Source organism: Candidatus Symbiopectobacterium sp. NZEC151 (genome assembly GCF_025962655.1).
Taxonomy (GTDB): domain Bacteria; phylum Pseudomonadota; class Gammaproteobacteria; order Enterobacterales; family Enterobacteriaceae; genus Symbiopectobacterium.
In genome coordinates, this window is the sequence record NZ_JAGFPE010000001.1 from 1,603,306 (window position 1) to 1,617,491 (window position 14,186).

At 51.6% G+C, this 14,186-nt stretch carries 13 protein-coding genes; 1 reads left to right on the forward strand and 12 read right to left on the reverse strand.

What is annotated here, in order from left to right:
- Nucleotides 1-6 precede the first annotated feature (6 nt).
- From cheZ to flhD, 12 genes are all read right to left on the reverse strand, one after another.
- Nucleotides 7-654: a protein phosphatase CheZ gene (cheZ, locus tag J5067_RS07215; protein WP_264650756.1), complete on the reverse strand. Its 648-nt coding sequence runs from the start codon at nucleotides 652-654 to the stop codon at nucleotides 7-9.
- A gap of 9 nt (nucleotides 655-663) precedes the next feature.
- A complete protein-coding gene (cheY, locus tag J5067_RS07220; protein WP_195312472.1) occupies nucleotides 664-1,053 on the reverse strand; it encodes a chemotaxis response regulator CheY in 390 nt (129 codons plus the stop codon).
- 41 nt (nucleotides 1,054-1,094) lie between these two features.
- Entirely contained in the window at nucleotides 1,095-2,147 is a 1,053-nt protein-coding gene (locus tag J5067_RS07225) for a chemotaxis response regulator protein-glutamate methylesterase (RefSeq protein WP_264643154.1), read from the reverse strand.
- Nucleotides 2,147-3,019 (reverse strand): protein-glutamate O-methyltransferase CheR, encoded by an 873-nt coding sequence (cheR, locus tag J5067_RS07230; RefSeq protein ID WP_264626970.1) that lies wholly within the window; start codon nucleotides 3,017-3,019, stop codon nucleotides 2,147-2,149. Before cheR ends, J5067_RS07225 begins: the two co-directional genes overlap by 1 nt.
- Before the next feature lie 39 nt (nucleotides 3,020-3,058).
- Nucleotides 3,059-4,675, reverse strand: a complete 1,617-nt coding sequence (locus J5067_RS07235) for a methyl-accepting chemotaxis protein (RefSeq protein WP_264643155.1) — start codon at nucleotides 4,673-4,675, stop codon at nucleotides 3,059-3,061.
- A 112-nt stretch (nucleotides 4,676-4,787) separates the two neighbouring features.
- Nucleotides 4,788-6,485 (reverse strand): methyl-accepting chemotaxis protein, encoded by a 1,698-nt coding sequence (locus J5067_RS07240; protein WP_264650757.1) that lies wholly within the window; start codon nucleotides 6,483-6,485, stop codon nucleotides 4,788-4,790.
- 126 nt (nucleotides 6,486-6,611) lie between these two features.
- A complete protein-coding gene (cheW, locus tag J5067_RS07245; protein WP_195312477.1) occupies nucleotides 6,612-7,109 on the reverse strand; it encodes a chemotaxis protein CheW in 498 nt (165 codons plus the stop codon).
- Nucleotides 7,110-7,144: 35 nt separating this feature from the next.
- A complete protein-coding gene (gene cheA / locus J5067_RS07250; RefSeq protein WP_264643157.1) occupies nucleotides 7,145-9,172 on the reverse strand; it encodes a chemotaxis protein CheA in 2,028 nt (675 codons plus the stop codon).
- Between the two features lie 16 nt (nucleotides 9,173-9,188).
- On the reverse strand, nucleotides 9,189-10,430 hold the full coding sequence (gene motB / locus J5067_RS07255) for a flagellar motor protein MotB (RefSeq protein WP_264643158.1): 1,242 nt from the start codon (nucleotides 10,428-10,430) through the stop codon (nucleotides 9,189-9,191).
- Nucleotides 10,430-11,314: a flagellar motor stator protein MotA gene (gene motA / locus J5067_RS07260; protein WP_264643159.1), complete on the reverse strand. Its 885-nt coding sequence runs from the start codon at nucleotides 11,312-11,314 to the stop codon at nucleotides 10,430-10,432. Before motA ends, motB begins: the two co-directional genes overlap by 1 nt.
- 129 nt (nucleotides 11,315-11,443) lie before the next feature.
- Nucleotides 11,444-12,022, reverse strand: coding sequence for a flagellar transcriptional regulator FlhC (flhC, locus tag J5067_RS07265; protein ID WP_264643160.1), 579 nt, complete (start codon nucleotides 12,020-12,022; stop codon nucleotides 11,444-11,446).
- A 2-nt stretch (nucleotides 12,023-12,024) separates the two neighbouring features.
- On the reverse strand, nucleotides 12,025-12,375 hold the full coding sequence (gene flhD, locus J5067_RS07270; protein ID WP_264643161.1) for a flagellar transcriptional regulator FlhD: 351 nt from the start codon (nucleotides 12,373-12,375) through the stop codon (nucleotides 12,025-12,027).
- A 648-nt stretch (nucleotides 12,376-13,023) separates the two neighbouring features.
- On the opposite strand from flhD, the gene J5067_RS07275 reads away from it, so the two are divergent.
- Nucleotides 13,024-14,175, forward strand: coding sequence for an iron-containing alcohol dehydrogenase (locus J5067_RS07275; RefSeq protein ID WP_264643162.1), 1,152 nt, complete (start codon nucleotides 13,024-13,026; stop codon nucleotides 14,173-14,175).
- Nucleotides 14,176-14,186 lie beyond the last annotated feature (11 nt).

Consider the following 14,186-nt stretch of genomic DNA (forward strand, 5'->3'; position numbering starts at 1 on the left):
ACTGCGTTAGAAGCCCAGGCTGTCGAGCAAGTCATCAACCTGATCCTGACTGGATACCACGCCAGCGGCGCTTTTATCCATCTGAGGACCATTGAGCAAGCTGTCATTTGGCCGTTTCTTCTCAGCCGATTGCTCAGGCATGTTTTCCAACAATACCATCAGCAATTGTTTTTCGATTTCCTGAATCACCGTCATCATGCGTTTGATAACCTGACCGGTAAGATCCTGGAAGTCTTGCGCCATCATGATTTCCATCAGCTGCGCATTGGTGAAAGAGGTGTGCTGCGGTACGTCATTCAAATAATTACGCGTATCCGTGACCAGTTCTTTTGCTTGCGCCAGTTCAATCGGATTTTCGAACCACTGATCCCAACGCGTTTTCAGCGCCTTGGCTTCAGACTCCAGTTGGTTTTGAACGGGTTGCGCGGCCTCAACGCTGCTTAATGCGCGTTCAGCCGCCTGCGCCGTCATTTGTACCACATAGTCGAGGCGATCGCGCGCATCGGGAATCGCTTCTGCGGCTTCCGCGATGGCCTGATCCAACCCCAGTTCACGCAAGCTGTCACGCAGCATGCGCGTCAATTGGCCAATACGGGAAATGATCTCCGTTGCAGAGGCGGTATCATTCACCGGTGGCATAGGATGTGACGTCATACGATCCCCTTACATGCCTAATTTTTCGAAAATCTTATTCAGTTTTTCTTCCAGGGTCGCAGCGGTAAACGGCTTAACCACATAGCCGCTAGCGCCCGCCTGAGCGGCAGCGATGATGTTCTCTTTTTTCGCTTCCGCCGTGACCATCAGGACAGGCAGACTCGAAAGAGAACCATCAGCACGGATCGTTTGCAGCAGCTCCAGACCATCCATATTGGGCATATTCCAGTCGGAAATCACAAAGTCAAAACCGCCTGCGCGCAATTTATTCAACGCGTCAGCACCATCCTCTGCTTCTTCCACATTATTAAAGCCCAGTTCCTTCAGTAGGTTACGAACAATGCGGCGCATCGTCGAAAAGTCGTCCACTACCAAAAATCTGAGTTCTTTATCGGCCATACCTACTCCTAATTTTTATTGCTCCCTGGGAGCTGCTGTTGCTATATACGTAATGCCTGTCCGGCAGAAATTTGTGCCAACATACGCTGGCTCACCTGGCTTAAATCTACCACTTCATCGACGCCCCCCGTCGCAATGGCTTCGCGTGGCATACCAAACACCACACAGCTTGCCTCATTTTGCGCCAGAGTGTAAGCGCCAGCCTGATGCATTGCCAGCATCCCGGCTGCGCCGTCGTTTCCCATCCCCGTGAGGATAACCCCCACAGCATTTCGCCCGGCATACTGCGCAACCGAACGAAATAATACGTCAACCGACGGACGATGCCGGTTTACCGGCGGCCCGTCATTCAACCTGACCTGATAGTTGGCACCACTTTTCACCAACTCCAGATGGCGCGCACCGGGTGCGATATAGGCGTGTCCGGGTAAAACACGCTCACCATCTTCTGCTTCTTTTACCGTAATCTGACACAGTTTATTCAAGCGCTCAGCAAAAGATTTGGTGAAACCCGGCGGCATATGCTGGGTTATCAGCAATGCCGGGCTGGTCGCCGGCAACGGTTGCAGCACCTGGCGAATCGCTTCGGTACCGCCCGTCGATGCACCGATGGCGATCAACTTTTCACTGCTCAGTATCGGCATGTGCTGCATGATTTTGGTCGGTTCGCTGGACGCGCTGCGCTGCGGCAAGCGTGCCTTGGCCGCCATGCGGATTTTCTCAGCGATCATCTCGCTGTAGGCTAGCATGCCTTCGCGAATGCCCAACTGCGGCTTGGTGACAAAATCCAGCGCGCCCAGTTCCAACGCACGTAACGTCACCTCGGACCCTTTGCCCGTCAACGATGAGACCATCACCACCGGCATAGGCCGCAAGCGCATCAGTTTTTCCAGAAAATCCAATCCGTCCATGCGCGGCATTTCCACATCCAGCGTCAATACCTGCGGATTAAACTTTTTGATCAGATCGCGGGCAACCAGCGGATCGGGTGCGGTGGCAACCACTTCCATATCTGGATGGCTATTAATGATTTCCGTCATGATCTGACGCATAAGCGCTGAGTCATCTACACAAAGTACTGTAATCTTGCTCATTATCTTTCCTTAGCCAGCCCATAGACCGTCTGCCCGCGCAAGTAGAACTCCCGACTGATCTGGCTGAAGTTTTCTGAATGGCCGGCAAATAATAACCCACCCGGCTTAAGCATAGGAACAAAGCGACGCAAAATACGCTCCTGCGTCTCTTTATCAAAGTAAATCATTATATTACGGCAGAAGATAGCATCAAAGGGCGCCGGAACATCCCAGGTCGGTGCCAACAGGTTCAACTGTTGAAAATGCACCATCGCGGCGAGTTCCGGCCTTACGCGTACCAAACCGCTGTGTGGCCCGGTTCCGCGTAAAAAAAACTTTTGTAACTGTTGGGGAGAAAGCGTGCGCAGCTCCTCCTGGCGATAAATACCCGCCGTGGCTTTTTCCAGCACCTGGGTATCGATATCACTGGCCCAGACCTGACACCCACTGACGCGGTTACCCAGCACCTCTGCCAGCGTGATAGCCAATGAATAAGGCTCTTCACCGGTGGATGCCGCCGTGCTCCATACGGTGTAGCCATTCGGCCTTGACCGTGCATGCTCGGCAAGGATCGGAAAGTGGTGCGCCTCACGAAAAAACGCCGTCAGGTTAGTCGTCAGGGCGTTAACAAACGCCTGCCATTCCGGGCTGTTGACGTCCGCTTCCAGCAGCGCCAAATATTGCCCAAAATCATTGAGCCCCAGAGTGCGCAGCCGCCTCACCAGGCGGTTGTAGACCATTTCCCGTTTATGATCGGCCAGCACAATGCCAGCACGTTGGTAAATCAACTGACTGATACGCCGAAAATGGGTATCCGACAAGGGCAATCTATCGACCATCTGCGTCAGGATAGACGCAGATTCAAGGCGATTTGGCGATGGGTTATTTTTCATATCAAACCGCTCAAACATCAATTAAGGTTATAGAGAGAGTCAATCCAGCCTTTCCTTCAACGCGAGTGCAGGTGTTACTTTGTAAGTATTAGTCGATATTTCATCGTCGGTCACGTCAAGACGGAAAACTGAAACTGCATCCGTCAACATCATCGCCTGAGCTTCCAATGCCTGAACGGCGGATGAGGCTTCCTCCACCAACGCCGCATTCTGCTGCGTTGCACTATCCATTTCGGTTACCGCCTGAGCTACCTGCTCAATACCCCTGCTCTGCTCATCGGACGCAGACGCAATTTCGCCCATGATATCGGTCACACGCTTCACGGAGGTGACGATATCATCCATGGTGTTACCCGCGTCCTTCACCAGCACAGAGCCTTGCTCAACGCGCCCAACCGATTCCTCTATCAGCGCTTTGATCTCTTTAGCTGCCTGCGCACTGCGCTGTGCCAGACTGCGCACTTCGCCGGCTACCACGGCAAATCCACGCCCCTGTTCGCCCGCGCGTGCCGCTTCAACGGCAGCATTCAGCGCCAGAATGTTGGTCTGGAACGCAATGCCATCGATCACCCCGGTAATATCACTGATTTTACGTGAACTGACCGCAATATCCTGCATGGTTTTCACTACGCCGGCGGTAATTTCGCCCCCTTTATGGGCGGTGTGGGTAGTCTCCTGCGCTAATTTGGACGCTTGGTGCGCATTGTCCGCATTTTGCTTCACGATAGCGGTCAGTTGTTCCATGCTGGCGGCCGTTTGTTCTAACGCAGACGCCTGTGATTCGGTACGTGATGACAGATCCACGTTGCCGGAGGAAATCTCCCGCACGCCAAGCAGCATCCCCGTGGCACCTTGCCGCACGGTATGTACCGTCGAGGCCAGCGAGGTCTGCATATGTTGCAGCGCCGTGAACATCACCCCGATCTCATTCTGACCGTAGTCGGCAATTTTTACCGTCAGGTGCCCGCGCGCGATATGCTCAAAATGCTCACGCATGGTGGTCAACGGCGTCAGAATGATTTTCCGCAGCCACACCACGGCTACAGCAACCAGGGCCAGGGAAAGCACCACGACAATGCCAAATGACCAGGTTGAGTGGTTATAGGAATCACGGCTTGCCTGACCGGCCTGCTGCAAATGTGTCTGGACGTAGCTCAGATAGGCAGAAAAGCTCTTCTCAAAATTATCCTGAAATGACTGGGTAGGTTGGTCAAGGAAAGGTTGCAACTGGCCTTTATCCAGGAAACCAATCAGCTCTGCCAACGCACCGTTGAGCTTGTCGTAGCTCACTTTGGTGCTCTCTGCCAGACGCTGCCCTTCCTCCGTCAACTGCGTGGTAGCAACGAACTGTTTGAAATAGACATCCGCCTGCGCCAGCGAGGCGCGCGCACTGTTCATCAACACCGAGACTTGCTCTTGCGGCACGTTACGCGCCGCGCGCGTTGCCGCTCGGTTCAGGGTATTGCGGGTTTGCAGTAGCGCTACCCAACTCTGGCTCAAACTGTCGCGCTGCTGGCTGACCGTCTCCACGCGCGTAAAATTCTGATAGTCCGTTTTGAACGCCGTAAAGGATAAGCTACTGGATAGCAACTGCACGGCACAAAACACAAACAACAACACAAACAAACCGGTAGAAACACGAATTCGCGTCAACATACTGCCTCCAACCTGGGTGATCGGTCGGCGCTATGCCGACACGATCGATACGTTCTTGTTTTAAACTGCTTCTGTATGAATCACTGTGCCAGAAATACGCGTGGTCGTTCGGTTAGAACGTTTCCCAGTTGTCTGAGGTCACTGCCTCTGCCTTTTTCTTACTGCCCGCCGAGGCGCTCGGCAGCAATACCGGGCGCGCGGTATTATCAACCGAGGCCGTTGCTGGCGATGCAATCCGCGAACGCCCACCCGTTGCAGGCAACTGGAAGACCGCAACGGCCTGATTCAGCCCAATAACTTGTTGTTCAAGTGCGGCGGCGGCGGCGGCGGATTCCTCTACCAATGCAGAGTTTTGCTGCGTCACGCGGTCCATTTCGGTAACGGCCAGCCCAACCTGCCCAATGCCTTTGCTCTGTTCGTCAGAGGCAGAAGCAATTTCGCCCATGATGTCGGTCACGCGTGTCACCGAGCTAAGAATCTCGCCCATGGTTTCGCCCGCACTTTCTACTAATACAGATCCTTCATCGACACGATTTACAGAATCTTCAATCAAACTTTTAATTTCTTTCGCTGCCTGGGCGCTACGCTGTGCCAAATTGCGCACCTCTCCCGCTACCACGGCGAAACCACGGCCCTGCTCTCCCGCACGCGCCGCTTCAACCGCGGCGTTCAACGCCAGAATATTGGTCTGGAACGCGATGCCATCGATAACGCTGGTAATATCAGCAATTTTCTGTGAGCTACCGGCAATGTTGTGCATAGTTTTCACGACATTATCGACCACCTTGCCACCGCGTTGTGCGGTTTCTGACGCACTTAACGCCAGTTGGCTCGCCTGACGCGCATTTTCCGCATTCTGTCGTACCGTTGCGGTCAGTTGTTCCATGCTGGCCGCCGTTTGCTCCAGCGACGACGCCTGCTCTTCGGTACGCGATGAGAGGTCGTTATTCCCTGCGCTGATTTCTGATGCCCCGGTGTAGATGGCATCGGCACCCTGGCGCACCGCGCTCACCGTGCTAATCAATTCAGACTGCATGTGGCGCATACTGTCTGCCAGTGTCCCCATTTCATTGCGGCTATGATAATTCATCTTCTGTGTCAGATCGCCACGTGCAATGTGTTGCGTGTGCTCCACAATATTATGCAGCGGATGAATTAATATACGTTGAATAGCAAACCAGGCAGACAAGATTAACGCGACAACAACAGAAATCACCGCAGCCAAAATCCAGAGAGCCGATTGATAAGCGCTTTCGTTGCGTGAAATTTCTGTGTTATATAATTTTTCACTTTCAACTTTATAAGCATTGTACGCTTTTTCAAATCCATCCTGATAGCTTTGCGTTGGCTGATCGATAAACTTTTTTATATCCCCAGCGGAAAGCAATTGAATTAACTCCGCCAGTGCCACATTTAGCGTCTTGTAATTCTGCTTGACATCTTGCGCGATGGCATTGCTCTGCTGTGCCGAGCGCGCTACACCTTCATAGTCTGCGAAGTATTTGTTTGCGCTGACTAATTGCCGCTGTGCATCCTCCAGCAACGTTTTTACCGATGACCCAGTGCCGGCTCCCGTGGCATCGAGCGCAAATCGACTTCCTGCCCGATTAAGGGTGTTTCGCGTTTGTAATAAATAGGACCAACTCGCATCAAGCGCCGATTTTTGATTATTAATGATTAGCGTATTACCAAATACTTCTTTATCATTTTTTAACGCATTGAAAAATAGCCCACCGGAAACAAGTTGTAGCACACCAAATAGCAGCAATACACAAAGTAGCGCTGTGACAATTTTGATACGATTTAGCATATGACGCCTTTTAAGTGAACGAATAGCCGGAAGACCGGCATCAAAGTGGGGTGAGTTCCAGATAACCTAAATAGAGAAAAGAGCAAGAAAGGTCAGAGCCATCCAGCGATGGCCCTGAAAAAAAGATTATGCTTTTGCAACGATATCGACTAATGCCATTTCTTCACTGCTGAGCAATTTCTCAATATCGACCAGGATGAGCATTCTCTCACCCAGTGAGCCGAGACCTGTCAAATATTCTGTGGACAGGGTTACCGCAAATTCCGGCGCAGGGCGAATCTGATCCGCCGTCAGCGACAGTACGTCAGACACGCCGTCAACCACGATCCCAACCACGCGTTGCCCCAGATTGAGGACAATGACCACGGTGTTGTCATCGTAATCCACTTCCTGCTGGGCAAACTTAATGCGCAGATCGACGATAGGCACGATAACGCCACGCAGGTTAGTCACCCCTTTGATGAAGGAGGGCGTATTGGCAATGCGTGTAACCTGATCGTAACCCCGGATCTCTTGCACCTTAAGAATATCGACGCCGTACTCCTCGTCGCCCAGTGTGAAAATCAGGAACTCCTGTCCCACAGTTTCACCGGCTATTTTTGTGACGTTGGCAAGTCCAGTCATGTTTTTCACCTTAATTATTCACGTTCTATGTGTTATTACGCCGCGGTCTCAACAACGCGCTTTTCACGGTTCAATGCCTGCAACGCCGAAACGTCGACAATCAATGCCACGCTGCCGTCACCTAAAATGGTCGCAGCGGAAACACCTGGCACTTTGCGATAGTTGCTTTCCAGGTTTTTCACCACAACCTGGTGTTGACCAATCAGTTGATCAACCAGCAGGGCATAGCGGCGACCTGCGCTCTGTAGAATCACGACGATACCCTGAGTTGCGTCGGTCTTCGCGCCTTCAACATCAAAAATGTGGAACAGCTCAACCAGAGGCAGATATTCACCGCGCACTTGCAGCACACGCTCACCGCCTGCCAGCGGATAAATATCCTCGGCGCGCGGTTGTAACGATTCCATTACTGCACCCAGCGGCAGAATGAACACTTCTTTGCTGACCTTGACGGACATGCCATCCAGTATCGCCAGTGTGAGCGGCAGCAGGATACGAATAGTGGTGCCCTTGCCTGCCTGGAAGTGAATTTCAACGTGCCCACCCATCTCCTGGATGTTACGTTTTACCACGTCCATGCCGACGCCGCGTCCGGAGACGTCTGTCACTTTTTCGGCCGTTGAGAAACCTGGCGCAAAAATCAGCATTCCGACGTCTTCGTCGGACATGTTTTCATTCACCGCCAAGCCTTGCGACAGCGCTTTCGCTAAAATACGCTCACGGTTCAAACCCGCACCATCGTCGATAACTTCAATGCAGATATTCCCGCCCTGATGTTCGGCTAACAGCGTCAAATTACCCACCGGCGATTTCCCGGCAGCAATACGTTTCTCTGGCGATTCAATACCGTGATCGAGGCTGTTGCGCACCAAGTGGGTAAGAGGGTCAATAATGCGCTCAATCAGGCTCTTATCCAACTCGGTGGAGCTGCCGATCTGTGTCAATTCCACCTGTTTGTCCAGTTTGGCGGCCAAGTCGCGCACCAAGCGTGGGAAGCGGCTGAACACGTATTCCATCGGCATCATACGAATGGACATCACCGATTCTTGCAAATCGCGCGCGTTTCGCTCTAGCTGCCCCATGCTGTTCAGCAGGTCGGCATGCACCACCGGATCGAGCGCCGTAGAGCGCTGTGCCAGCATGGACTGCGTTATCACCAGTTCGCCGACCAGGTTGATTAACTGGTCAACTTTTTCTACCGCTACACGAATACTGGTATCACCGGTTTTTTGGCGGTTTTTATTGGCATCGTGTGCGGGCTGTTGAGCCTTCGCCGCAGCAACAGGTGCGGTAGGCGCTGCGACCTTCGCTTCAACCACAGGCTCTGGCGCGCTGGGCACGACGGTCAGTTCCGGCGCTGGCTCGGCGGCGGGAGCAGCACTTGGCGTGGGAGCTGAAGGCGCACCAAAATGAATCTGTTCAGGTTCGAGCACAAAGCAGAGCACTGCGCTGATATCGTCTTCACTTTCAGAGGTAACCAGCGTGATATCCAGGCTGCTGTCCGTCTGCTTAGGATCTTTCACCGTTCCCAGGTTGCCCAGTTCTTCGAGCATTTGCGGAATTTCTTGCGTTTTGAGCCCGGTGAGCGTGATATGCAATTCACCGTTTCCCGCTTGCGCGAGCGTGGGTGCGGCCGCAGCCGATGCGCTTACAGCAGTGGCAGCCGGCGCGCTACCTTCCCCTTTGGCATCGAGCGCCAGTTGGCGCAGTGCCTGACAGATATACTCAAAGCTTTCGGCATTGGGTTCCTGTGCGGTTTTATAAGCGTCCAACTGATCCTGCATAATATCTTTTGTTTCCAAAAACAGGTTGATGATATCGGTACTCAAACGCATCTCTCCGCGTCGCGCACCATCAAGCAGGTTTTCCATCAAGTGGGTAGTTTCCTGCAATACGGTAAAACCGAACGTTCCCGCGCCGCCTTTAATGGAATGGGCAGCACGGAAAATGGCATTCATTTGCTCAGTATCAGGGGCTTGTGGATCTAATAACAACAAATGTTGTTCCATATCCGCCAGTAGTTCATCTGCTTCATCAAAGAAAGTTTGATAAAAAGCACTCATGTCCATGCTCACGTGATCACCTCTGCTGCGAATCGTGGCTTATTGATGAAGGTGTTGCCTGGCTGTCCGGAGCGGCTGGCAACGCGGTGGTCGGTTGCTGGCGCCCTGAAGCAGGTACTCCATTCCCTGTCTGCGGCGATGCTGCACCGCCGCTATTACTTGTATTGGTATTACTGCTACTGCTTACATTGCTGGTACTGGTGGCGCTGTTGTTATTGGTTGTGGTACTGCTCGAACTGGTGTTGTTGCTACTGGGAGGCGCACTGTTCGTTGGCCCCACGCCCGTGGCTCCCCCCGGGACCGGTGCATTGCTTGCACCGCTATTGCTATTGTCGGCAGCAGGCTCGTCGGGTTTAGTGTTCTCCGCGGGCAAATTTTGCAAAGTTTCCGCTTTATCGATATCAATCGCACGGCTTTCGCTATTTTCTTGCTCAATGGCGCGTTGCGCATCACGGTTTAGCACCATTAAGCTGATGCGGCGGTTGATGGCGTCATTTTTATTGGTGGCCTGTTTCAAACTCATGGTATCCGCCATGCCCACCACCCGCAGCACCTTGCCGTCAGAAAGGCCGCCGGCAATCAGCTCGCGCCGGGATGAGTTCGCGCGATCGGCGGACAGCTCCCAGTTACTGTAGCCACGTTGCCCCTGCGCGTATTGCACGTCATCGGTATGACCTGACAGGCTGATTTTATTGGGGATATCATTAAGAATGGGGGCTATGGCACGCAGGATATGACTCATATAGGATTCAACCTGCGCACTGCCGGTTTTGAACATGGGGCGATTTTGGCTATCAATAATCTGGATGCGTAGCCCTTCATCGACCATTTCAATCAGCAGGTGCGGGCGCAGCGCTCTGAGGCGCGGGTCAGATTCGATCAACTGTTCCAACTGCTCGCGCAATTTATTCAAGCGAATATCGTCGAGCCTGTCGCGCTGATTGGCTTCGGGAGGCATCTCAGGTTCACGTTTGACGACGCCTTCCTGCTGGGTGTAATCATTCCCCCCGCCAGGGATCGGGCTGCTGTCTTCACTGACGCGAGAGCCTGAGGTTAACGCGACTTTGAGTGGCGTTCGAAAATACTCGGCGATCTGCGTCAATTGTGATGGGCTGGCAATGGCGATAAGCCACATCACCAAAAACAGCGCCATCATGGCAGTCATAAAGTCAGCATAAGCTATCTTCCACGAGCCGCCATGGTGCGCCGCGTGGCTAGACTTCCTTTTCTTGCGTATTATCGGATGCTGATGTTTCATTAGTCACTTTCCGCAGCCTGCTGAGCCGGTGCTTTCACACGACGAATATGCTCTTCCATCTCAGCGAAGGTCGGACGGACTGTGGAGTACAGCGTTTTGCGCCCAAACTCAACGGCAATCTGCGGCGCATAACCGTTCAGGCTGGAAAGCAGCGTCACCTTGATGCATTGCAGGACTTTTACCTTTTCCGAATTCTTTTGGCGCAGCAGTGAAGCCAGTGGCGAAACAAAGCCGTAAGCCAGCAGGATCCCCAGGAACGTCCCCACCATGGCATGCGCGATCATCATACCCAGTTCAGCAGCAGGGCGATCGACATAGGCCAGGGAGTGCACCACCCCCATGACCGCCGCAACGATACCAAACGCAGGAAGGCCATCCCCCATAAGGTTCAGACTCATCGCCGGCACTTCAAGCTCGTGCTCAAGGGTTTCGATTTCTTCGTCCATCAGCGTTTCGATTTCGAACGCATTCATGTTGCCGCTGATCATCAGCCGCATATAGTCTGTGATGAATTCAATAATGTGGCTGTCTGCAACCACACGAGGATAGCTGGAGAAAATCTCGCTTTCACGCGGGCTATCGATATCGCCTTCCAAAGAGAGCATCCCCTGCTGACGCGATTTCGCCATCAGACGAAACAACAGCGCCATCAGGTCCATGTAGAGGTCCCGGCTATACTTGGACCCCTTGAACAGTTGTGGGAAGGCGCGAATCGTACCTTTAATGGCTTTGGCATTGTTACCGACGATAAATGCGCCGACGGCCGAACCACCGATAATCAACAGTTCCGAGGGCTGATACAACGCACCCAGCGCCCCGCCAACCATCAGGTAACCACCCAGTATCGAACCTATTATTACGAGATAACCCAATATAACAAGCACAAGAATTCCTTATAACAAATCGCGGGTGGAAGCTGAGGTAAAACATCCGTCGAGCAGGAATTTCTTAAGGAGGGATGTACTCAGCCCGCAACAACACGGGCTGAGACAGACTCACAACCGCCACCAGGCTCAGACAGCATGCTTTACCGGTTCATCCAGTAGTTGCGGTAGTATATCGGCAAGATTCGGTGAAAGTTTACGTCTTTTTACCGCTCTGGAGGGTGGCTGACACAAGCTGCAAACAAAACTGTTTTTCGGCAGATGAGCATGCGTAATAAACATCCCGTTGCAACAATTGCACGACGATAGCTGTAGCATACCGCTATCCACGAAACGCACCAATGTCCAGGCGCGGGTCAAGGCGAGTAACGGCGTATCATTGTTGGGCGAGCACTGTTCAAGATAAAGACGGTAGGCTGTGATAACGGCTTCAACGCCATTACAATGACTGGTCTTTAGCAAAAAAGCGTACGCATTATAGAACATCGAAGAATGAATATTTTGTTCCCAGGTCATGAACCAGTCCGTGGAAAATGGCAACATTCCTTTTGGAGGTGGGCTCCCCCTCAGCTCTTTATAAAGTTTAATTAAACGCCCACGACTTAATTGTGTTTCACTTTCCAGCATCTGCAATCGAGCACCCAGAGAGATCAATTCCATCGCTAACTGGATGTCTTTTGCTTCCTGAACAATACTCTTTTCCGTCATTATTATGCCCTTTTCTTAGGCAAGTTATCGTCTTTCGAAGATAACTGGTTTAATAAGTGACTCGACAGCAAAATTCCAGTATGGATTTGTTGTAAATCATCCACGCGGGATTCTTGTGTTAATAACTTGATCGTGTTGTGATCGTCAAAACGAAAATGACAAATCAGTTGATTGGTTTCCGCCAGTTTAACCATCTGAGGCAGTGTGAGCTGCATCAAGGTATCCGCCATGGTTTCATTAATACCTAAACGGAACATCGCAGAAGCTTTTTCGTCATTGATTAAACGTTGTGCCAGTAACAGATAAGACAGATTTATGTCATAAATGTGCTTGAGTAATTCAGAGGTACCCATATTTCCCATCTCGACAGGCTATGTACAAAGCATAAGTTGGGGGATAGAGGCTATCGCCCGGTTAAAAATCACTCTCCATTGATGGCATGAAAGCATTCGGTGCCAGAGACTATCTTTTGTTACTTTACTTTCTTATTATGACAATCACATGCTACTGCCAACTTCTTTTGCTGCCCAACTCGCTTATCCATTTACCCCGTATGACAACCCAAATCACTGCTTCAGGAAGCATAGGATTATTCCTAAATCCTCGCAACTGTACCGCCTAATCCCTCAAACACACAACGCGACCAGAGAATCATTTTGGTAATTATGTGACCAACATCACATAATTGAAAGGTATTATCCCGAAAAGCCATCTGGTAAGAACTCCTACCAGAACGTTTGTTACCCATCTTTTTGACAAGAAACATTTCACTTCACTGAAGCAGATACAGTTATACATTTTTCAAATGGTTTTATCTTAATGATAGATATATAAAAAATGTAACAAGATTACGCGCGTATCAGCGATACCAAAAGTGAGCGCCCAACGGCAATAAGTGTAGGAGAGGATAACCATTATGTCTCAACCAAATGTCACTCGCCCTGACTTTGCAGTAGTATCAAAGTCGTTTTTTGTTACTTTGGATCTGGGGCGATTATAAAATGTACAACTTTAGTTATTATAACCCAACGCGTATCGTGTTTGGTCAGGGAAGAATTGCAGAGATTAGCCAACACATCCCCGCCAATGCGCGCGTGTTGATTACCTACGGCGGGCAAAGTGCGGAAAAGTACGGCACGCTTGCGGAAGTCAGGCAAGCACTGGGTCAACGCTTCTCCGTGGAGTTTGGCGGCATTGAAGCCAATCCCCACTATGAAACCTTGATGAAGGCCACGCAGTTGGCAAAAGAGCAGAATGTCGATTACCTACTGGCCGTGGGTGGCGGTTCGGTGGTTGATGGCACCAAGTTCATCGCCGCAGCCTATTACCATGAAAACGTATGGGATCATTGGGTTAATAAAATACCGCTCACTCAGGCACTGCCCATGGGCTGTGTCATGACGCTGCCCGCCACCGGTTCGGAGATGAATGCCACTTCAGTGGTCTCCCACATTGCGTCGGGGGCCAAAGTCGGTTTTAACCATCCGTTGCTTTTCCCCCAGTTTGCGGTTCTCGATCCTGAGAAATCCTATACCCTGCCCGCTCGGCAAGTCGCCAACGGCGTGGTAGACGCCTTTGTTCACGTTATCGAGCAATATCTCACCTTCCCTGTCTATGGCAAAGTGCAAGACCGCTTTGCCGAAGGGTTACTGCTCACCCTGTTGGAAGAAGGTCCCAAGGCGCTTACGCAGCCTGAAAATTACGATGTGCGCGCCACCCTTACCTGGAGCGCCACGCTGGCGTTGAACGGGCTTATCGGCGCAGGTGTGCCACAAGACTGGGCTACGCACCGTATCGGCCATCAGCTCACCTCGCTTTACGGTTTGGACCATGCGCAAACGCTCGCCGTATTACTTCCTTCTTTATTATATGTCCAACGCAATAATAAGCATGAAAAGCTTTTACAATATGCCACGCGCATCTGGCAAATAACCGAGGGTGATGACGAGACCCGCATTTCCCAGGCGATTGCAAAAACGCGCGATTTCTTTGAGCAGATGGGGATAAAAACCCGCATGCGCGATTATGGATTACCACCGGATGCGGTGGAGGCGATAATCCACAATCTGAAAGCCTTTACTCTTTTACCGCAGGGTGAAAGGCAGGATATTGACGAAGCAATGGCAAGAGAAATTCTGACACTCAGCTATTAAAATCGCTCCCC